Below are 18673 nucleotides of genomic sequence, written 5' to 3'. Positions count from 1 at the left end.
CGTCGCGTCGAAATAGAGTGCGGGCATGACCTCACGAGCCGACGGACGCGACCTCGACCAGCTGCGGGAGGTGCGCTTCACCCGCAACTGGCTCAGCCAGGCCGAGGGCTCCGTGCTGGTGGAGTACGGCCAGACCCGCGTGCTGGTCGCCGCCAGCGTCACCGAGGGCGTCCCGCGCTGGCGCAAGGGCTCGGGGCTCGGCTGGGTGACCAGTGAGTACGCGATGCTGCCCCGCGCCACCAACACCCGCAACGACCGGGAGTCGGTGAAGGGTCGGATCGGCGGCCGGACGCACGAGATCAGCCGGCTGATCGGCCGCAGCCTGCGCGCCGTCATCGACTACAAGGCGCTGGGCGAGAACACGATCGTGCTCGACTGCGACGTGCTGCAGGCCGACGGGGGCACCCGGACGGCCTCGATCACCGGCGCGTACGTGGCGCTCGCCGACGCCGTCGCCTGGCTGCGCGGGCGGGACGCACTGGCCGGCGAGCCCCTGGTGGACAGCGTCGCCGCGGTCTCGGTCGGGGTCGTCGGGGGCACGCCGATGCTGGACCTCTGCTACACCGAGGACTCCGCCGCCGACACCGACATGAACATCGTGATGAGCGGCGCCGGCACCTTCATCGAGGTGCAGGGCACGGCCGAGGGCGCACCCTTCGACCGCGGCGTCCTGGACGAGCTGCTCGACCTCGGCACCGCCGGGTGCACCGAGCTGGCGCGGCTGCAGCGGGCTGCGCTGGAGGCCTCCGTTGCCTAGCCCGGCCGGAGCGCAGGTCGTGCTGGCCACCAACAACGCCAAGAAGCTGACCGAGCTGCGGCGGATCGTGGCGGGGGCGGCGCCGGACGTCGAGGTATTGGCCCTGGCCGACGTGCCCGGCTACCCGGAGCCGGCCGAGACCGAGCAGACCTTCGAGGGCAACGCGCTGCTCAAGGCCCGGGCCTGCGTCGCCGCCACCGGCCTGCCGGCCGTGGCCGACGACTCGGGCCTCGCCGTCGACCGGCTGAACGGCATGCCGGGGGTCCGGTCGGCCCGCTGGTCGGGGGCCGACGCGACCGACGCCGCGAACAACGCGCTGCTGCTGCGCCAGCTGTTCGACCTCGAGGGACCCGAGCAGCGGCGCGGCCAGTTCGTCTGTGCGATGGCGCTGGTGCTGCCCGACGGGACCGAGCACGTCCGGCTGGGCGTCATGCCGGGTCACCTCCGCAGCGCACCGGCGGGCGAGAACGGCTTCGGCTACGACCCCCTGTTCGTGCCCGACGGGCACGACCGGACGACGGCCCAGCTGGAACCGGCCGCCAAGGACGCCATCAGCCACCGGGGCCGGGCCATCCGGGCGCTCGTGCCCGTGCTGGTGGACGAGCTGCGCCGGACCGGTGCGGCCGTCCCGGAGGAGGCGCGGTGAAGGCCTACCTCGACCTGGTGCGGCACGTGCTGGAGACCGGGGTGCCCAAGGGGGACCGCACGGGGACCGGCACGCTCAGCACCTTCGGCCACCAGATGCGCTTCGACCTGTCCGCGGGGTTCCCGCTGGTCACCACCAAGAAGGTGCACGTGCGCTCGGTGGTCGCCGAGCTGCTGTGGTTCGTCTCCGGCTCCACCAACATCGGCTGGCTGCACGAGCAGGGCGTGACCATCTGGGACGAGTGGGCCGACGAGGACGGTGAGCTGGGCCCGGTGTACGGCTCGCAGTGGCGTTCGTGGCCCACGCCCGACGGCCGGCACGTCGACCAGCTGGCGGCCGTGATCGGCTCCCTCCGGTCGAACCCGGACTCCCGCCGGCACCTGGTGAGCGCCTGGAACGTGGCGGAGGTGGACCACATGGCCCTGCCGCCGTGCCACACGCTGTTCCAGTTCTACGTCGCCCCGCCGCCCGCGGGGGTGCCGGGCGGCCGCGGCCGGCTGTCGTGCCAGCTCTACCAGCGCTCGGCCGACGTCTTCCTCGGCGTGCCCTTCAACATCGCCTCCTACGCGCTGCTCACCCACCTCGTCGCCCAGGTCTGCGAGCTCGACGTGGGGGAGCTCGTCCACACGCTCGGCGACGCGCACCTCTACGTGAACCACCTGGACCAGGCCCGGCGGCAGCTGGAGCGGGAGCCCCGACCGCTGCCGCGGCTGGTGCTGAACCCGGACGTCCGCGACATCGACGGCTTCACGATGGCCGACGTGGCCGTCGAGGGCTACGACCCCCACCCGGGCATCAAGGCCCCGATCGCGGTCTGAGGCGTGGACCAGCAGCGCGCGCAGGTGGTGGCCGTCGTCGCCGTCGCCCGGAACGGCGTCATCGGCGCCGGCCCCGACATCCCCTGGCACGTGCCGGGGGACCAGGCGCGGTTCAGGCGGCTGACGCTCGGCCACCCGCTGGTGATGGGCCGGCTCACCTACGACGCGATCGGCCGTCCGCTGCCCGGCCGCACCACCCTGGTCGTCAGCCGGGACCCGTCGTTCGCCCCGGCCGGGGTGGAGGTGCACGACGACGTGGACGCCGCCCTCGACCGGGCCCTCCAGCTGGACCGCGAGCTCGTGGTGGTGGCCGGCGGCGGCCAGGTCTACCGGGCGGCCTGGGGGCGGCTGGACGCGCTCGAGGTCACCGAGGTCGACGCGGAGCCGGCGGGCGACGTCTTCTTCCCGGCGGTCGACGCGGGGGAGTGGGCCGAGACCGCGCGCGAGCAGCACGAGGGCCACGCCTTCGTCCGCTTCGAGCGCCGGTCCACCCGCGCCCGGGGGTAGGCTGCCGCCCGCGCCGGAGTGGTGGAACTGGCAGACACGCAGGATTTAGGTTCCTGTGCTCCATGAGCGTGAGGGTTCGAGTCCCTTCTCCGGCACACCGACTCCTCGACCGCCTCCGGCGTCGACCGGCGGAGGGATCAGAGGCCGAGCTCGCGCCGCAGCTTGGCGACGTGGCCGGCCGCGCGCACGTTGTACTGCGCCACCGCGACGGTGCCGGTGCCCTTGGCGTCGACGTCCACCACGAAGGTCGAGCGGATGACGCCCTCGACGAGCTTGCCGTAGAGCAGCTTCTCCCCGTAGGCGCCGTAGGCCCCGAGGGTGGTGCGCTCGGGGTCGGACAGCAGCGGGAAGACCACGGACTGCTGGTCGCGGAACTCGGCGAGGCGGGCCGGCGCGTCGGGGGAGATGCCGAGGACGTGCAGACCGGCGGCGCTGAGGTCGTCCATGGCGGCGGTGAAGTCGACGGCCTGGGTCGTGCAGCCCGGGGTCATGGCGGCGGGGTAGAAGTAGACGATGACGCGCTGCCCCGCGAAGTCCGCCAGGGACACGTCCCGGCCGTCGGCGTCGGAGAGGGTGAAGTCCGGTGCGGTGTCGCCGGCCGACAGTCGGGTCGTCATGGCTCGACCTTAGCGAAGGACCGCCCGGCCCTCGAACGCGAGGCCGGCCGCCGGAACGGGGCGTGCAGCGCCCCCGGACCCCCTGCAATACGCTGGCCCCCGGACACGGCAGCCGCCGCGTCCGTGACCGCACCTCCGAGGGGATCACCCACGTGGCCAGCAGCCGACCGGACCGGGACGCCGACCAGATCCAAGCCGACCTGGGGGCCACCCGCGACCGTCTGGCCGCCGGTATCGAGGCCCTGATCGACCAGGTCCACCCGCAGCGGGTGAAGCAGCGCCAGGTGGACGGCGCGAAGCGCTTCCTGCACACCGAGATCGAGAAGGCGAAGAGCCTCGTCTTCAACGCCCGCGGCGACCTGCGCACCGAGCGGGTCGGCATCGTCGGTGGCGCCGTGGCGGGTGCGGTCACGCTGCTCGTCGTGCTGCGCACCGTGGTGCGCCGCCGCCGCGGCTGAGCCTTGCCCTCCTCGGAGACGTCGGCGGAGGAGCCCCTGCCGCTGCGGATGCTGCACGACCGGGTCCTCGTGTCGACCGACGCCGAGGCCGGGGAGCGGCGCAGCGGCGGCGGCATCCTGATCCCCGCCACCGTCGCCATCGGCCGGCGCCTCGCCTGGGGCCAGGTGGTCGCCGCCGGCAGCTCGGTGCGGGTGGTCAAGGTGGGCGACCGGGTGCTCTTCGACCCCGAGGACCGCGCCGAGGTGGAGCTGCGCGGCCGTGACTACGTCCTGCTCCGCGAGCGTGACCTGCACGCCGTCGCGGAGGAGCGCCGGGCCGACGGCCAGACCGGTCTGTACCTCTGACCCGGGCGCCCTCCTCCCGACCGCGGGTGGGCATGGTGGCCGCTCCGGCAGGAAAGCGTTACCCCGGCCCGCCGATCGGTAACGAATCGCAACGTTCCACCCGAGGACTTGCCGAATTAGGACGTGCACCATCTAGATTGGCGCCGTGGTGCCACCGTATGGGCGCCATCTCGACAACGAAGTGAGGCCTGTATGACTTCCGCTCGTCCCGCGCGGCGCGTCCTGATCGCCGCTGCATCTCTCACCGCCCTGCTCGCTGCCGCCGCGTGCGGTGGCAGCAGCGACACCCCTGCTGCCGGCGGCTCGTCCGCCCCCGCGGTCGACCTGTCCAAGAAGGGCCCCATCGAGTACTGGCAGGGCAAGGACACCTCCGGCAACGTCAAGAACATCATCGCCGCCTGGAACAAGGACCACCCGGACGAGAAGGTGACCCTGCGCGAGCTGCCGGACAACGCTGACCAGCAGCGCCAGCAGATGATCCAGAACACGCAGATCAAGGACACCAAGATGGCCGTCCTGAGCGTGGACGTGGTCTGGACCGCCGAGTTCGCGGCCAACGGCTACGTCATCCCGCTGCCGGCCGACCAGTTCCCGACCGACGACTTCCTCCCCACCACGGTCGACAGCGGCACGTACTTCAACAAGCTGTACGCCTACCCGACGTCCTCCGACGGCGGCCTGCTGTACTACCGCAAGGACCTGCTGGACAAGTACAGCCTGAAGCCGCCGACCACCTTCGACGAGATGAAGACGGCGTGCAAGACGATCAAGGACGGCGAGGGTGACGCCAACCTGAACTGCTTCGCCGGCCAGTACCAGAAGTACGAGGGCCTGACGGTGAACTTCGCGGAGGCCGTCAACGGCGCCGGTGGCGTCGTCGTCGACGACGAGGGCAAGGCGAACGTCAACACCCCCGAGGCCAAGGCCGGCCTGGACGCGCTCAAGGGCATGTTCGACGACGGCACCATCCCCAAGGGTGCGATCACCTGGCAGGAGGAGCAGGGACGCCAGGCGTTCCAGGACGGCGAGCTGATCTTCCACCGCAACTGGCCGTACATGTACGCGCTGGCGCAGAAGACCGACGGCTCGTCCAAGGTCGCCGGCAAGTTCGACGTGGCCCCGCTCCCGGGTGTCACCGGTGCCGGCGTCTCCAGCCTCGGTGGTCACAACTTCGCCATCGCGGCCAACGCCGAGAACAAGGGCACGGCGGCCGAGTTCATCAAGTACTGGGGTTCGGCGGAGGTGCAGAAGTCCAACGTCATCGCCACCTCGGCGGCGCCGACGCGGAGCGCGCTCTACACCGACCCCGACGTGCTGAAGAAGTACCCGTACATGCCGATCCTGCTCAAGTCGATCGAGACGGCGAAGCCGCGGCCCAAGGCCGTCAAGTACGGCGACGTCACCCTGGCGATCCAGGACGCCGCGTACGGCGCCCTGCAGGGCCAGACCGACAGCGCTGCCGCCCTCTCCGGGCTGCAGACCAAGCTCGAGGGTCTCGTCAAGTAACCAGTGGTTCCCGACGGATCCCGGTGCCGCTCCGCGCGGCACCGGGATCCGCCGCCTTTCGCAAGGGGAGGTAGGCAGCATGGCAACCGCAACCGCGGAAGCACCCGTCCGCTCGGCACCGGGGGACGGACACAAGCGGAAGAAGAACGCGCTCAGCGACGGTCAGGGCCGGTTGGCCTGGATCCTGCTCGCACCGACGCTGCTGGTCATCATCGTCGTCGCGGGGATCCCCGTGCTGATGTCGATCCGCGAGTCCTTCTTCCAGACCAACTCCGGGGTCGACCCCAACACCGGCCTGGTGGCCGGCGGGGAGCGCTTCTCCGGGCTCGAGAACTTCACGGCGATCTTCAGTGGTCAGGACACCGTCAGCGGGTCCTACGGCCAGCTGGGCCGCTTCATCAACGCCTTCCTCAACACCACGCTGATCACCGTGGTCGCCGTGCTCGCCGAGACGATCCTCGGTGTCGCGATGGCGCTGATCATGGCCAAGGCGTTCAAGGGCCGCGGCATCGTCCGCGCGGGCATCCTCGTCCCGTGGGCCATCCCGACGATCGTGTCCGCGCTCATGTGGAAGCTGATCTTCGACGAGGCGGGGGTGGCGAACCGGATCCTCGGCACGCAGATCCTCTGGCTCGCCGACTCCGCGTCCTCCTTCTGGGCCGTGGTCATCGCCGACGTCTGGAAGACGGCGCCGTTCATCGGTCTGCTGACCCTGGCGGGCCTGCAGACGATCCCGGCCGAGGTCTACGAGGCCGCCAAGGTCGACGGCGCGACCGCGTGGCAGCAGTTCGTCCGGATCACGCTGCCGATGGTGCGGCCGACCCTCGTGGTGGCCGTGCTGTTCCGCACGCTCGACACGCTCCGGATGTTCGACCTGCCCTACGGCATGATCGGCCCGGGCAAGTACCGGGTGGAGACGCTGTCGATCTTCGCCTACCTGGAAGCCAACGCGGGCCGGTACGGGCCGGCCGCGGCCTACGCCATCGTGCTGTTCGTCTACGTCCTCCTCATCGCCTTCCTCTTCGTGAAGATCCTGGGGGCCGACGTGATCGGTGACAGCGCGCCGAAGAAGGCCAAGAAGAAGAAGGGCGACCAGGACGCCGCGACCGGCGCCGTCCCGGCGCTGCAGCAGATGGGGGGGAACCACTGATGGCCACCGCAGTCGGAACCACCACGGAGCACACCTCCCCGGACCAGGTCGCCGTGCTCGCACGGTCCAAGCCCAGCGGGAAGGCCCGGTTCGGGGTCGTCGCCAGCTACATCGGCATGGGCCTGATCGTCCTCTACTGCATCCTGCCGTTCTACTGGATGGTCGTCTCCTCGCTGCGGCTGCCGACCGAGGGCCGTAGCACCGAGTTCATCCCGAACCCGGTCTCGGTGGACAACTACGGCGGCGTCTTCGCCGGCGGCAACAACTTCGGGCGCTCGCTGATCAACTCGTTGATCGTGTCGGGGACGACCACCATTTTGACCCTGGTGTTCGGCATCGTCGCGGCCTACGCGCTCGCCCGCCTGCAGTTCCGGGGCAAGGGCGCGGTGCTGTGGGTGATCATGGCCTGCTCGATGTTCCCGCTGATCATCCTGATCCCGCCGCTGCTCAAGATGTTCTCCTCCACGGAGCCGTTCACCTGGTTCCCGTACTGGGTGAACACCTACCAGGCCGTGATCATCCCGGGGCTGAGCTTCGGCCTGCCGCTGGCCGTGTGGAACCTCACGGCGTTCTTCAAGCAGCTGCCGGTCGAGCTCGAGCAGGCAGCCATGGTCGACGGCTGCACCCCGGGTGTGGCCTTCCGCAAGGTGATCCTGCCGCTCGCGGCGCCGGGTGTCTTCACCACGGCGATCATCGTGTTCATCGGGGCCTGGAACGAGTTCCTGGTCGCGCTGACCTTCCTGCCCGACCCGGCCAAGCAGACCGCCACGGTGGCGATCAGCAAGTTCACCGGCGTCACCGGCTTCGACACCCCCTACGGCACGATCATGGCCGCCGGTGTGGTCGTGACGGTGCCCCTGCTCGTCGCGGTGCTGATCTTCCAGCGCCGCATCGTCGCCGGCCTCACGGCAGGTGGCGTCAAGTAGCTCCGGTCGCACCCTGACCAGCAGGCTGGCGCCGACGCGGACCCCCGCGTCGGCGCCAGTTCTGCGTCCGGGGCGGCTCGTCCTCGGGCGCGAGCCGGATCACTACGCCCGTTCGACGGGGTGCGCGCCGCTGCGGGCGGGGTCGAGGTCCGGACCCTCCTCGCCCTCGGGCGTCGGCAGGGGCCGGGCGGCCTGCCGGGCGGTGCGCCGGTCCCGGTGCCAGCCCCAGAGCCGGTGCAGCTGGGTGACGAGGAGACCCACCGAGACGGCGAACGCGATGGCCACGACCATCGCCCACACGGGGTGGTTCGCGATGCGGCCGCCGATCGAGCCCAGGGTGGAGTAGATCCCCGCCCACAGGGCGCAGGCGACCATGTCCATCAGCATGAAGCGGCGCACCGGGAATCGGGACAGGCCGAGCGCGATGATCACCGGGGTGCGGCCCCCGGGGATGAGCCGGCCGGTGACCACCGCGTTGAACGCGTTGCTGGTGAGCGCCTCCTGGGCGGCGGTGACCCGGCTGCCGAAGCGGTGCCGGCTCAACCAGGCCTGCAGCCGACGCCGTCCCCAGCGGGCCTCGAGCAGCATCACCGTGTCACCGAGCACCGAGCACACCCAGGTGATCACGAAGATCAGGAGGATGTTGAGCTCGGAGTGCGCCGCGTAGGCGGCCGCCCCGCTGACCATCTCACCGGTGGGCACGAAGGGCAGCGCGGACCCGATCAGGACCGACAGCGCCAGCACCAGGTGCGCCTTGAGCCCGTTCACGCCCACACCGTACGCGCCGGTACCGCCGGGGACGTCCAGGACCGGCCGGCGGCACGACGGGTCAGCGCTCGACCTGCACGTAGCGGTGCCAGGACTCCGTGCGGTAGCTCGTGCGCCAGCCCAGGGCGAGGTAGAGGCCGTCGGCCCCGGTCGAGGAGTCGGCGTCGACCTCCAGTCCCACCCGGTCGCGGTCCCGGCGTGCGGCGTCGGCGATGACCGTGTGCAGCAGCGCCTTCGCCACCCCGCGGCCCCGGGCACGCCGGTGCACGCCGATGTAGTCGACGTAGCTGCCGTAGCGACCGCCGGCGTCGGGGGGCAGCACCGAGCTGATCAGCGCCCCGCCCGCCTGCTCGACGCCGTCCACCTCCACCAGCGCGATCCACCAGTGGTCCCACCGGTGCCAGGGGTCCTCCTGCAGCCGCACGACGAACTCGGCGAAGCCCTCGCGGTAGGAGTTGAAGTGGTCGGCGAAGGACTCCTCGAGCACCTGGTGCACCAGGTGCAGGTCCTCGGCCACCGGCAGCCCGTTGGCGTGGGCGCGGACGCGGCGGACGGTCACGCCCGGTCGCGGGCCGGGCAGCACGCCCGGCTCGGCCTCGCCCGGCTCGACCGGACGGCTCATCTGCAGCCAGGTCCGCACGCAGCGGTAGCCGGCCCGGGCCAGCCAGCGACGCTGCCGCTCGTCGTCGGCGCGGGTGCCCGAGTCGAGCTGGGTGGAGGGCACCCGGCGGAGCATCGCGGTCGTCACGCCGGCAGTCTCGGCCCAGGCGAACAGGGCCGCGGCGACCTCGTCGTCGTGGGGCGTCCCCGGGAGCACCATCACCTCGACCTCGGTCCGGCCGGCGGCACGGTCGTGCACCACGGCCCAGGCGACGGCCGACCCCTGCGGGTCGGTGACCATCAGCTGGCGGCGGGTCCAGGACGCGGGGCCGACGACGACGGCCTCCACGGTGGAGGTGTCGGCCGGCGCGGAGGTCGCCGGTGCGCCGTCGGGGCCGCGGCGGGTGGCCTCCCGCAGGCGGGCCAGTGCGGCGACGTCGTCGTCCCCGGGGGGACGCGCGCCCCAGCCCGTCGGGAGGGCAGACGCGTCCAGCGGGACGCCGAGAGCAGTCACCGGACCAGTCTCGCAGCCGGGGCGCGGGCCGCCCTCAGGCCGTCCAGCCGAGCAGGGCCTCCCCGAGGCTCATGGCCCCGAACCACCCCAGCGCGGCGACCACGGGCAGCGGGACCACCCACCACGGGCGCCCGCGGAACCAGACCGTGCCGAGGACCAGCAGGGCGGCCCAGAAGGCGATGAGCAGCACGACGGCCCACAGCGGCGCCAGCAGGCCCGAGGCGAAGAAGAACGGGGCCAGCGCGAGGAGGGCCAGCAGGGCCACGGCGGCGATCACGTGCCGGGTCGTCAGGTAGCTGCGCAGCGGGCTCTCCCGCGGAACCGTCCTGTCCACGCGATCAGTGTGGCAGCGGACGGGCCGCGGCGTCGACGTCCCGAGCGGCCGGGGTTCGCCCGGTGACCGGCCGCTCGTTCCCGGGTGCGACAGCCGGGAATAGGACGGTCGGTGGGGCGCTTGGTGCTGACGTGGAGACACCTGCCTGGGCGACGTTCCCGCATCCGGTCAACGAGCTGGCCGCCCGGACGGTGGCGGGCGGCGTCGCGCTGCTGACGGCCGTGACGCTCGCGACCCAGGCGTGGTGGCTGGTGCCGCTGCTCGTGCTGGGCTTCGCCGCGCGGGTGCTGGCCGGACCCCGCTTCAGCGTGCTCGGCCGGCTGGCCACCCAGGTGGTCGCGCCCCGGCTGGGGCCGGCACGGATGGTGCCGGGACCGCCGAAGCGCTTCGCCCAGGCCATCGGCCTGGTCCTGACGGCCGTCGCCGTGGTGGCGGCGGCCGCCGGGACCACCGCCCTGACGGCCGTGCTGCTCGTGATCCTGCTGGTCTTCGCCCTGCTGGAGTCCGTCGTCGGCTTCTGCGCCGGCTGCTGGGTGTTCGGGCTGCTGATGCGCTGGGGATGGGTCAGCGAGGAGACCTGCGCCGACTGCCAGGACATCGGGGCCCGGTACGGGCGGCAGCCGGCCGGGCGGTCCTGAGCCCGAGCCGGCCGACCGCCCGGTCGTCCGGACGGCTCAGCTGACCCCGGCGTCGCGCCAGCTGTGGCTGGGCGTCCAGCCGAAGAGCTCCCGCATCCGGTGGCAGTCGAAGGCCGAGCGCGGGTCCTCGTAGTCGTCGGCGAAGCGGTCGTACCCGTCGTAGTACTCCGCCATCAGGTCGCGGAGCCCGCGCTTGGCCCGGGTGTCGGCGGCGGCGATCAGGCACACCTCGTGACCGCTGCTCGTGCCCTCGAGGGCGGCACGGTAGGCGGTGCCGACGTCGCGCGCGTCGATGTAGCTCCAGAAGTTGGCCTGGTTGCGGCTCGGGTCGTCCCACTCGGCGGCGAACTTGCCGTACTCGTCGGGCGGGATGACGTTGTTGATCCGCAGCCCCACCCACGCCGTCTGCGGGAAGCGGACGGCCAAGGAGTCCGCGATCACCTCGCTGAGGTACTTGCTGAGGGCGTAGGCGTTGGGGGAGGCGTGCCGCTCGCCCTCGTCGAAGGGGATCCGGGCCGGCACGACACCGTCGGTCAACAGCCCGGTGGCCATCTCGCTGGAGGCGTAGACGAACCGGGAGACGCCCGCGTCGCCCGCCGCCTGCATGAGGTTGTACGCGCTCAGCACGTTGTTGCCGAAGACGTCGATCTGGGCCTGCCCGCTGGGGGCCGGGTTCGCGGCGAGGTGGCAGACGGCCTCGGGGCGGAACTGGAAGAGGGCGTCGTAGACCTTGCCCGCGTCCGTGAGGTCGACGCGGCAGAACTCGCCCGGGAGCTCCAGCTCCGGACGGGTGGCGACGTCGAAGTTGACCACCTCGTGCCCGGCGTCGGCCAGCGAGCGGACCACCCACTGCCCGGCCTTGCCGGTTCCTCCGGTGACGACGACGCGCATGCTGAACTCCTCGAGATGGGACGGACGTGCTCCTGGCCTGGCACGTTAGCCGGAGGGCCGGGCGGGTGCGTCGGCGCCCGGTCCCCAGGGCTTCGCGGTCGCCTCCGACGGCGTCGGCACCGCGGTGAGGATCGCGGCCGCGAGCGACACGACGACGGGCAGCGCGATGAGGCCGAGCCGGTCGGCGCGGGTGGCGACGGGGTTGTCGATCCCCGGTCGCGCGCCGAGCCACCCGACGGCGGCGACGCCCGTCAGCAGGGCGGCGATCACGCGCACGCGCTGGTGGCGGCGTGCGCGGGCCGGCAGGACCGGGGGCGGCAGGACGACCGCCACGACGGCCGGCTGCACCGCCGCGACGCCGAGGTTGAAGCCGAGGAGGGCGGACGCGAGCCGGGTGCCGGTGAGGTCGAGCTCCAGGAGGGCTGCGGAGAAGGCGTGGCCGTGGACGAGGCCGCAGCCACAGGCGACGAGAGCCTCGCGACCGGGAACCGGGGCCGCGCGGCGTGGGCGGCGGCGACCAGGATGCTGACGGCGATGAGGGCCCCGAGCGCCAGGGTGACGGAGTGGCCGAGGGTGGTGCCGCCGACGCGGCGGACAGCCGTCCTGACGCCGGCGGGGCGGGCCCAGCGGCGACCGGTCGCCAGCAGCGGGAGCAGGACGACCACGTCCGGGCCGACGGCCCCGGGCGCGCTCTGTCGTGCTGGTGAGGATCGGCGACGAGGCCGGACCGACGGGGCGGTGACCGCTCCCGGTGTGAGGAGGACTGCTGGTGCGCCGCGAGGGAATCGAACCCCCAACCCGCTGATTAAGAGTCAGCTGCTCTGCCTGTTGAGCTAGCGGCGCGCGAGGTCAGACATTACCAAACCCGGCCGCCAGGGTGAAATCGCGTCAACCGCGGGCCCAGCGGGAGTCCACCGTGATGCGGACGAGGTGCCCGATGAGCAGCCGCGGGGCCCGGACCCCCAGCTCGCGCCGGTCCAGCACCCCGGTCGCACGGATCCCGGCCTGCTCCCGCCCCGCCTCCGTCGCGGTCACGGACACGGCGAGCGGCGTCGAGGTGCCCCGGGCGCTCAGCCGGCCGTCGACCCGCCACCCGGACCCGGCCGGCGTCATCGCCGTCGCGTCGAAGGCGAGCTCTGGGTGCCGGTCGACGTCGAGCAGCCGCGGCCTGCGGAGGTCGGCGTCGCGGCGCCACGAAGCCGTGTCCAGACCGTCGAGGTCGAGCACGACGTGCACGCCGTCCACCACGCCGCCGGCGTCGACGTCCACGGTGCCCTCGCGGAGGGGGATCGTGCCGGTGACGGTGCGGAACCCGAAGTTGGCGACGGCGAACACGGCGGTGCTCGCCTCCGGCAGCAGGTGCCACCGCCCCGTCGGCAGTCCGGTGGTGGTGGTGACCTGCGGCTCAGCGGACACCGGAGGCCCCCACGGAGGAGTCGAGCAGCGCGGTGACCGCCTCGCCGGCGGTGGCGTCGACGACCGACCAGGTCTCGATCCGGCTCGGCCCCGGCAGCAGCACCGGGTCCTCGCCCGGCAGCAGCTCGGTGGCCATGATCAGCTCGCCCCCGCGGTGGAGGGCCTCGGTGCTCTGCGCGACCGTGATGATCATCTCGGCGCCGTCAGGGCGGCGCAGCACGAGGTTGACCGCGAGCGCCTGCTGCAGCTGCGCGTCCTGGCGCAGCGCCGGCTGGATGCGCTCGCGGTTGGCGACGTCGCTCGCGGCGACGAGCTCGGCGCTGCGGGGGCCGTCGAAGGTGGTGATCTGGGCGTACATCGGGACTCCTCTGGGGTGGTGGTGGGAACCGCTCGGTCAGGCCACAATGGCGCCACGGGCGCGCGCCCCACATCCGTGCAGGTACGCAACCCGGTACTGGTTCCCGCTGCTGAGGAGGCGGTCGGGTGGGGGTCCTGGTGGGGCGGGAGGCGCCGCTGGCGCTGGTGCAGCGGGCCCTGGTCGACGCCCGGGACGGGCACGGCGGGCTGCTCGTGGTGAGCGGCGAGGCCGGGATCGGCAAGTCCCGGCTGGTCGAGGCCGCGGAGGACCGGGCGCGGGGGCTCGGGCTGGGACTCGCCCGCGGGCGGGCGGTGGACGACCCCGGCTGCCCGCCGCTGTGGCCGTGGACCCGGCTGGCGCGGGACCGGCCGGCGCTCGAGGCGGCGCTGGCCGCGACGCCGCTCGAGGGCGTCTCCGGGGCCCAGGCGCGGTTCCGGCTGTGCGTCGCGGCCACCGATGCCCTCCTCGCCGAGGCGCGGACGGCCGGGCTGCTGGTCGTCCTCGAGGACCTGCACTGGGCCGACGCCACGTCGTTGCTGCTGCTCCGGCACCTCGCGCCCGAGCTGCCGCACTCCGGGGTGCTCGTGCTCGGCACCCACCGGGACGGGGCGGCGCGCGGCCTCGGCGAGCTGCTGCCCGGCCTGGCGGGTGCCGCCACCCACCTGCGGCTGGACGGACTGACCCCGACCGACGTGGCGCAGTGGGTGGCCGCCGAGCCGGCGCTCGCGGGACGGCCCGCCCTGGCCCCGGCGCTGCACGCACGCACCCGGGGCAACCCGCTGCTCCTCCGCCTGCTGGCCGACGCGCTGGCCGGGTCGGACGTGTCGACCGGTCCGGACCTCGACCAGCTGCTCGCCGCCCGTGCCGACCTCCGTTCGCTGGTGGCGGGCCGGGTGCGGGCCCTGACCCGGGACGCCCGCAGGGTCGTCGAGGCGGCGGCGGTCACCGACCCCCTGCTGGAGCCGTCGCTGCTCGCCGCGGCGACGGGGCTGTCCCCCGGCGCGGTGCAGCAGGGCCTGGCCGAGGCCGGCCGCGCCGGCGTCCTGCGGGTCAGCGGCAGCGGCGAGGGGTGGGCGTTCACCCACGCCCTCGTCCGGGACGCCGTGCACGGCGACCTACCCGCCGCCCGGCGGTCCGAGCTGCACCACCGGGCGGCCCGCGCGCTGGAGGCGGTGGTGCCGGCTGCCCCCGCGAGCGTGGTGGCGTCGCACTGGGAGCGCACGGCGGTGCCGGCAGCGGTGGAGCGCCGCGCCGACCACTGGGCCGACGCGGCGCGGGCCGCCCTGGCCGCGCACGCCTTCGACGAGGCGGCGACGGCGGCCGACCGTGCGGTGGCCGCTGCCCGGGAGCTGGCCCACCGTGGGGAGCCGGCGCGGTTGGGGGCGGCGCTGCTGCTGCAGGCCCGCTGCCTGTTCGCCGCGGCCCGGGTGGACCTCGACCTGCTCGCCTGCCTGGACGAGGTGGTGGCCACGGGGGAGCGTGACGGCCGGCTGGACCTCGCCGCGGCCGGCGCCCTCGTCGTGCACGGCGTCGGGACCCCGGCGGTGTGCGCCGCCGTCCGGGGTCTCGCCGAGCGGGCGCTGGCCCTGGGCCTGCGCACGATGCCGCTGCCGCCGGACTGGCCGGTGCTGCGGTCGCGGCTGATGGCGCAGGTCGCCGTCGGGGCCGCGGAGGCAGGTCTGGGACCGCCCGCTGCGGACCTCGCCGCCCGGGCCCTCGCCGCCGCGGAGGCCACGCAGAACCCCGAGGCGGTGCTGGAGGCGCTCGCCGCCCGGCACCTGAGCATCACCGTCCCCGACCGGGTCGAGGAGCGGATCCGGCTGGGCCGGCGGGCCGTCGCCCTCGGCGTCTCCTCCGACCAGCCCCTCGGCGAGCTCTGGGGGCACCTGTGGCTGGTCGACGCCGCCCTCCAGCTCGGCAACCTCACCGAGCTGGCCGCGGAGCTCGACCAGGTCGACCGGGTCGCGGAGCGTCGCCAGTTCCCGGTGGCGCGGTGGCACCACCGGCGGCTCTGCGCCACCCGGGCCGCGCTGCTGGGTGACTTCTCCGCCGCCCGGGCGTTCAACCGGGAGGCCGGGGCGCTGGCGGAGCGGATGAGCGACCACGCGGGCGCGGGCCTGCACCACGCCTTCGCGAGCGAGCTCGCGGTGCTGCGGGGCGATCCGGCCGAGCTGACCCTGCCGCTCGAGGAGGTGCTGGCCGGGGCCCCGTCGATGCCCCTCGTGACGGTCTCGATGGCGCTCGTCTTCGCGGCGACGGGAGACCGGGAGCGGGCGGTCGCCCTGCTCGCCCCCTGCCGGGACCTGCCCCGGACGCTGGCCGTCGGACCCCGGTGGGCGCCCACCCTCGCCATCCTCGGGTTCTGCGCGGTGCGGCTCGAGGACGCCGGTCTGGCCGGGGAGGTGTACCCCCTGCTGCGTCCCTTCGCGGCCTACTACGCCGCCGACGGCTCGGGCGCCGTCTGGAGCGAGGGGGCGGTGGCGCGTGAGCTCGGCGACCTGGCCCTGACGGCGGGCCGGCCGGCCGACGCCGTCCGGCACCACCGTGACGGGCTGGCCCTCAACCTGCGGATCGGCGCCCGGCCCTACGTGGCGCTGAGCCGCGCCGGGCTGGCCGAGGCGCTGCTCGCGGACGATCCGGGTGCTGCCGAGCGGGTGGAGGCCGGCCGGCTGCTGCGCCAGGCGGGCGCCGAGCTGGCGGCCCTCGACATGCCGGGTCCCGCCGCCGCCGTCGCCCGGTCCCTGGCCCGCCTCGACGCCGCAGCCCCGTCCGGGCCGTTGTCGGCGCGCGAGGAGGAGGTGGCCGGATGGGTGGCGGCGGGGCTGTCGAACCGGGCGGTCGCCGCGCGCCTGCACCTGTCCGAGCGGACGGTCGAGACCCACGTCCGCAACATCTTGACCAAGCTGGGTCTCCACAACCGCACCCAGGTGGCGGCCTGGCACAGCAGCCGGGAGGTCGCGGGGCGTCGGGGCTAGCCGGCCTCCTCGAGGACGGCCATGGCGGCGTCGTGGCCCCCGAGCCCGCTGACCGCGCCGCCCCGGACGGCGGCGGAGCCGCAGAGCAGCACGCCGGGGTGCCTGGTGGCGACGCCCCAGCGCTCGGCCGCCGTTCTCGGGGCGGCGCCCTCGGCCAGCCAGGGCCAGGCCAGGTCGCCGTGGAAGATGTGCCCGCCGGGCATCCCGAGCTCGACCTCGACGTCGAGGGGCGTCATCACCTCGACGCACGACCGCCCGTGGGCGTCGCGGGCCAGGCAGTCCTCGAGCGGCTCCGCGAGCACGGCCTGCAGCGAGCGCAGCGCGGCGGCGCCCACCTCGGCGCGCCGGCCGTCGGGGTCGGCGGCGAAGAGCCGGGCCGGGGTGTGCAGGGCGAACAGGGTGAGGGTGTGGGCCCCGGCGGCCCGGAGCTCCGGGCCGAGGATCGTCGGGTCGGTGAGGCTGTGGCAGTAGGCCTCGACCGGCAGCGGGTCGGGCACCCGACCCGACTCCGCCTCGGCCCAGGCCTCGTCGAGGCGGGCGTAGCCCTGCGCGAGGTGGAGGGTCCCGGCGAAGCCCGTGGCCGGGTCGAGCCCGGAGCGGAAGCGGGGCAGCCGTGCCAGCACGAGGTTGACCTTGGTCTGGCTGCCCTCGGGTCGGACGGCGGCTCCCGCCCCGAGGCCGGGCAGCGCGGCCGGCGCGCAGCCGACCAGCACGTGCGGGGCGTGCACGGTGCTGCCGTCGGCCAGCGTCACGGTCGCCCCGCCCTGCGTGTCGGGTTGCAGCGCGGTCACCCGGGCGCCGGCCCGGAGCTCGGCGCCGGCGGCCCGGGCGACCCGTTCCAGCTCGGCGGCGACCCGGCCCATCCCGCCGACGGGCACCTTCCACTCCCCGGTGCCGCCGCCCACCACGTGGTAGAGGAAGCAGCGGTTCTGCCGGAGGTCGGGTTCCCCCGCCCGGGCGAAGGTGCCGATCAGGGCGTCGGTGAGGACCAGCCCGCGGAGGGCGTCGTCCACCAGGCTCGCCTCCACCAGCTCCCCGACCGGGGTCTCGACGAGAGCCCGCCACAGCGCCGGCTCCACCTGCGCGCGGACGTCCTCCAGGCGGGGGAGCGGACCGGTCAGGGTCGGGGCGACGACCCGGGCGAAGGCGGTCAGCCGCTCCTCGAGGTGCTGCCAGCGGGCGTGGTCGCCGGGGGACCAGGCGGCGAAGGACGCGTCGGTGGCCGGACCCGGCACCCGCTCGACCAGCAGGCCCCGGTCCTCGACCGGGGTGTAGGACGCCACCCGGCGGGACGCGAGCTCCAGGTCCAGGCCCAGCTCGTCCACCAGCGTCTGCGGCAGCACCGAGACGAGGTAGGAGAAGCGGGACAGCGACGCGTCGACGCCCGGGAAGGGCCGGCCGCTGGCGACGGCGCCGCCGAACCGCTCGGCGGCCTCCAGGACGACGACGCGCCGACCGGCCCGGGCGAGGTACGTCGCGGCGACGAGGGCGTTGTGACCCCCGCCGACCACGACGACGTCGTGGCGGTCCGGGTCGGTCGGCGTCACCGTCGGACCGTCAGGCCAGCCCGCGGGTGCCGTTCAGCCGCTCGAGCTCGTCGGGCGACAGCTCCAGGTCGGCCGCCTTGGCCGAGTCGGTGATGGACTCGGGCCGGCGGGCGCCGGGGATCGGGATGACGTGCTCACCCAGCGAGAGCTCCCAGGCCAGCACGACCTGCTGCGGGCTGACGCCGTGGGCCTGCGCCACCTCGGCGAAGGGGGCGAAGTCCTCACCGACCTTGCGCGCGCCGCCGCCGGTCCCGCCCAGCGGGCTCCAGGGCAGGAAGGCGACGCCGTGCTCACCGCAGAAGTCCAGCTCGTCCTTCGAGGAGCGGAACCGGGGCGAGAACTCGTTCTGCACGCTGACCAGGCCGCCGTCGCCGAGGACGTCGATCGCCACCTGGATCTCCTCGACGTTGGCGTTCGAGATGCCGATGCTCGTGACCAGGCCCTCGTCCCGCAGCTTCGCGAAGTGGCCGATGACCTCGCCGTAGACCATCCAGCGGTCGGGGCGGTGCCACTGGTAGAGGTCCAGGACCTCGACCCCGAGATTGGTCAGCGACTTCTGCACGGCCGATCGGAGGTACGCGAGGCTCCCGTCCCGCCCCCACTGCTCGCCCTCGCTGCGGGTGATGCCGCCCTTGGTGCCGATGACGACGCCGGAGGTGTCGCCGCCCCAGCTCTTGACGGCCTTGCCGACGATGAGCTCGTTGTGGCCCATCGTGTCCCAGGTGGGGCTGTAGATGTCCGCCGTGTCGATGAAGGTGACACCGGCGTCGAGCGCGGCGTGGACCGTGGCGATGGCCTGGTCCTCGTCGGGGACGTTGTTGTCGCTGTTCATCGAGACGGGCATGGCGCCGAGGCCGATGGCCGACACCGTGAAGGGTCCGAGTTTCCTGGTCTGCATGCCG

21 protein-coding genes and 2 tRNA genes are annotated in these 18673 nt (G+C 73.8%); 12 read left to right on the top strand and 11 right to left on the bottom strand.

Features of this window, described 5'->3' with window-relative positions; all coding sequences use genetic code 11:
• Positions 1-25: 25 nt before the first annotated feature.
• The 5 genes from rph to BLT72_RS16125 all read left to right on the top strand — a co-directional run bounded on the left by rph (position 26) and on the right by BLT72_RS16125 (position 2823).
• Positions 26-757 carry a ribonuclease PH gene (gene rph, locus BLT72_RS16145; protein WP_091414053.1) on the top strand — a complete coding sequence of 244 codons (732 nt, stop codon included), beginning with the start codon at positions 26-28 and terminating at the stop codon, positions 755-757.
• The gene (gene rdgB, locus BLT72_RS16140; RefSeq protein ID WP_091414052.1) at positions 750-1403 is read left to right on the top strand and encodes an RdgB/HAM1 family non-canonical purine NTP pyrophosphatase; all 654 of its coding nucleotides are present in this window, start codon (positions 750-752) and stop codon (positions 1401-1403) included. Before rph ends, rdgB begins: the two co-directional genes overlap by 8 nt.
• On the top strand, positions 1400-2221 hold the full coding sequence (locus BLT72_RS16135; protein ID WP_091414051.1) for a thymidylate synthase: 822 nt from the start codon (positions 1400-1402) through the stop codon (positions 2219-2221). Before rdgB ends, BLT72_RS16135 begins: the two co-directional genes overlap by 4 nt.
• Before the next feature lie 3 nt (positions 2222-2224).
• Positions 2225-2728 (top strand): dihydrofolate reductase, encoded by a 504-nt coding sequence (locus BLT72_RS16130; RefSeq protein ID WP_231930092.1) that lies wholly within the window; start codon positions 2225-2227, stop codon positions 2726-2728.
• Between the two features lie 12 nt (positions 2729-2740).
• Positions 2741-2823: transfer RNA gene (locus tag BLT72_RS16125), tRNA-Leu, on the top strand.
• A 42-nt stretch (positions 2824-2865) separates the two neighbouring features.
• On the opposite strand, the gene bcp is transcribed toward BLT72_RS16125, so the two are convergent.
• Positions 2866-3345, bottom strand: a complete 480-nt coding sequence (bcp, locus tag BLT72_RS16120) for a thioredoxin-dependent thiol peroxidase (RefSeq protein ID WP_091414050.1) — start codon at positions 3343-3345, stop codon at positions 2866-2868.
• A 62-nt stretch (positions 3346-3407) separates the two neighbouring features.
• Here bcp and BLT72_RS16115 point away from each other — a divergent pair, with 62 nt between their 5' ends.
• The 5 genes from BLT72_RS16115 (at position 3408) to BLT72_RS16095 (ending at position 7730) form a co-directional block, all read left to right on the top strand.
• Positions 3408-3803, top strand: coding sequence for a DUF3618 domain-containing protein (locus BLT72_RS16115; protein WP_157720531.1), 396 nt, complete (start codon positions 3408-3410; stop codon positions 3801-3803).
• 48 nt (positions 3804-3851) lie between these two features.
• Positions 3852-4148 carry a GroES family chaperonin gene (locus tag BLT72_RS16110; RefSeq protein WP_091414048.1) on the top strand — a complete coding sequence of 99 codons (297 nt, stop codon included), beginning with the start codon at positions 3852-3854 and terminating at the stop codon, positions 4146-4148.
• A 192-nt stretch (positions 4149-4340) separates the two neighbouring features.
• Positions 4341-5654, top strand: coding sequence for an ABC transporter substrate-binding protein (locus BLT72_RS16105; RefSeq protein ID WP_091414047.1), 1314 nt, complete (start codon positions 4341-4343; stop codon positions 5652-5654).
• 79 nt (positions 5655-5733) lie between these two features.
• Positions 5734-6804, top strand: coding sequence for a carbohydrate ABC transporter permease (locus BLT72_RS16100; protein ID WP_157720530.1), 1071 nt, complete (start codon positions 5734-5736; stop codon positions 6802-6804).
• 116 nt (positions 6805-6920) lie between these two features.
• On the top strand, positions 6921-7730 hold the full coding sequence (locus BLT72_RS16095; protein ID WP_231930657.1) for a carbohydrate ABC transporter permease: 810 nt from the start codon (positions 6921-6923) through the stop codon (positions 7728-7730).
• Between the two features lie 102 nt (positions 7731-7832).
• On the opposite strand, the gene BLT72_RS16090 is transcribed toward BLT72_RS16095, so the two are convergent.
• From BLT72_RS16090 to BLT72_RS16080, 3 genes are all read right to left on the bottom strand, one after another.
• Positions 7833-8498, bottom strand: a complete 666-nt coding sequence (locus BLT72_RS16090) for a DedA family protein (RefSeq protein WP_091414046.1) — start codon at positions 8496-8498, stop codon at positions 7833-7835.
• Between the two features lie 61 nt (positions 8499-8559).
• Entirely contained in the window at positions 8560-9612 is a 1053-nt protein-coding gene (locus BLT72_RS16085) for a GNAT family N-acetyltransferase (RefSeq protein ID WP_197677069.1), read from the bottom strand.
• Positions 9613-9646: 34 nt separating this feature from the next.
• Complete coding sequence (locus tag BLT72_RS16080; RefSeq protein WP_231930091.1) at positions 9647-9946, bottom strand: hypothetical protein; 300 nt, start codon at positions 9944-9946, stop codon at positions 9647-9649.
• A 131-nt stretch (positions 9947-10077) separates the two neighbouring features.
• On the opposite strand from BLT72_RS16080, the gene BLT72_RS16075 reads away from it, so the two are divergent.
• Positions 10078-10584, top strand: a complete 507-nt coding sequence (locus tag BLT72_RS16075) for a DUF4395 domain-containing protein (protein ID WP_091414045.1) — start codon at positions 10078-10080, stop codon at positions 10582-10584.
• Positions 10585-10620: 36 nt separating this feature from the next.
• Here the strand turns inward: BLT72_RS16075 and BLT72_RS16070 are convergent, their stop codons facing one another.
• The 5 genes from BLT72_RS16070 to BLT72_RS16050 all read right to left on the bottom strand — a co-directional run bounded on the left by BLT72_RS16070 (position 10621) and on the right by BLT72_RS16050 (position 13249).
• On the bottom strand, positions 10621-11475 hold the full coding sequence (locus BLT72_RS16070) for an NAD-dependent epimerase/dehydratase family protein (RefSeq protein ID WP_091414044.1): 855 nt from the start codon (positions 11473-11475) through the stop codon (positions 10621-10623).
• Between the two features lie 45 nt (positions 11476-11520).
• Positions 11521-12102: a HupE/UreJ family protein gene (locus BLT72_RS23365; protein WP_280949263.1), complete on the bottom strand. Its 582-nt coding sequence runs from the start codon at positions 12100-12102 to the stop codon at positions 11521-11523.
• Positions 12103-12242: 140 nt separating this feature from the next.
• A tRNA-Lys gene (locus BLT72_RS16060) sits at positions 12243-12318 on the bottom strand.
• A gap of 45 nt (positions 12319-12363) precedes the next feature.
• A complete protein-coding gene (locus BLT72_RS16055; protein ID WP_197677068.1) occupies positions 12364-12891 on the bottom strand; it encodes a YceI family protein in 528 nt (175 codons plus the stop codon).
• Complete coding sequence (locus BLT72_RS16050) at positions 12881-13249, bottom strand: hypothetical protein (protein WP_091414042.1); 369 nt, start codon at positions 13247-13249, stop codon at positions 12881-12883. Before BLT72_RS16050 ends, BLT72_RS16055 begins: the two co-directional genes overlap by 11 nt.
• A 125-nt stretch (positions 13250-13374) precedes the next feature.
• Between BLT72_RS16050 and BLT72_RS16045 the strand changes: the two genes are divergently transcribed.
• Complete coding sequence (locus BLT72_RS16045) at positions 13375-16224, top strand: ATP-binding protein (RefSeq protein ID WP_091414041.1); 2850 nt, start codon at positions 13375-13377, stop codon at positions 16222-16224.
• On the opposite strand, the gene BLT72_RS16040 is transcribed toward BLT72_RS16045, so the two are convergent.
• Together BLT72_RS16040 and BLT72_RS16035 are read right to left on the bottom strand one after the other, a co-directional pair.
• On the bottom strand, positions 16221-17771 hold the full coding sequence (locus BLT72_RS16040) for a phytoene desaturase family protein (RefSeq protein WP_091414040.1): 1551 nt from the start codon (positions 17769-17771) through the stop codon (positions 16221-16223). The two genes, BLT72_RS16045 and BLT72_RS16040, sit on opposite strands and share 4 nt — an antisense overlap.
• A gap of 10 nt (positions 17772-17781) precedes the next feature.
• Entirely contained in the window at positions 17782-18669 is an 888-nt protein-coding gene (locus tag BLT72_RS16035) for an aldo/keto reductase (RefSeq protein WP_091414039.1), read from the bottom strand.
• Positions 18670-18673: the final 4 nt, after the last annotated feature.

It is taken from the genome of Friedmanniella luteola (assembly GCF_900105065.1).
GTDB classification, from domain to species: domain Bacteria; phylum Actinomycetota; class Actinomycetes; order Propionibacteriales; family Propionibacteriaceae; genus Microlunatus; species Microlunatus luteolus.
The sequence above is the reverse complement of the archived record's forward strand: the minus strand, read 5'-3'. Positions and strand labels throughout refer to the sequence as shown.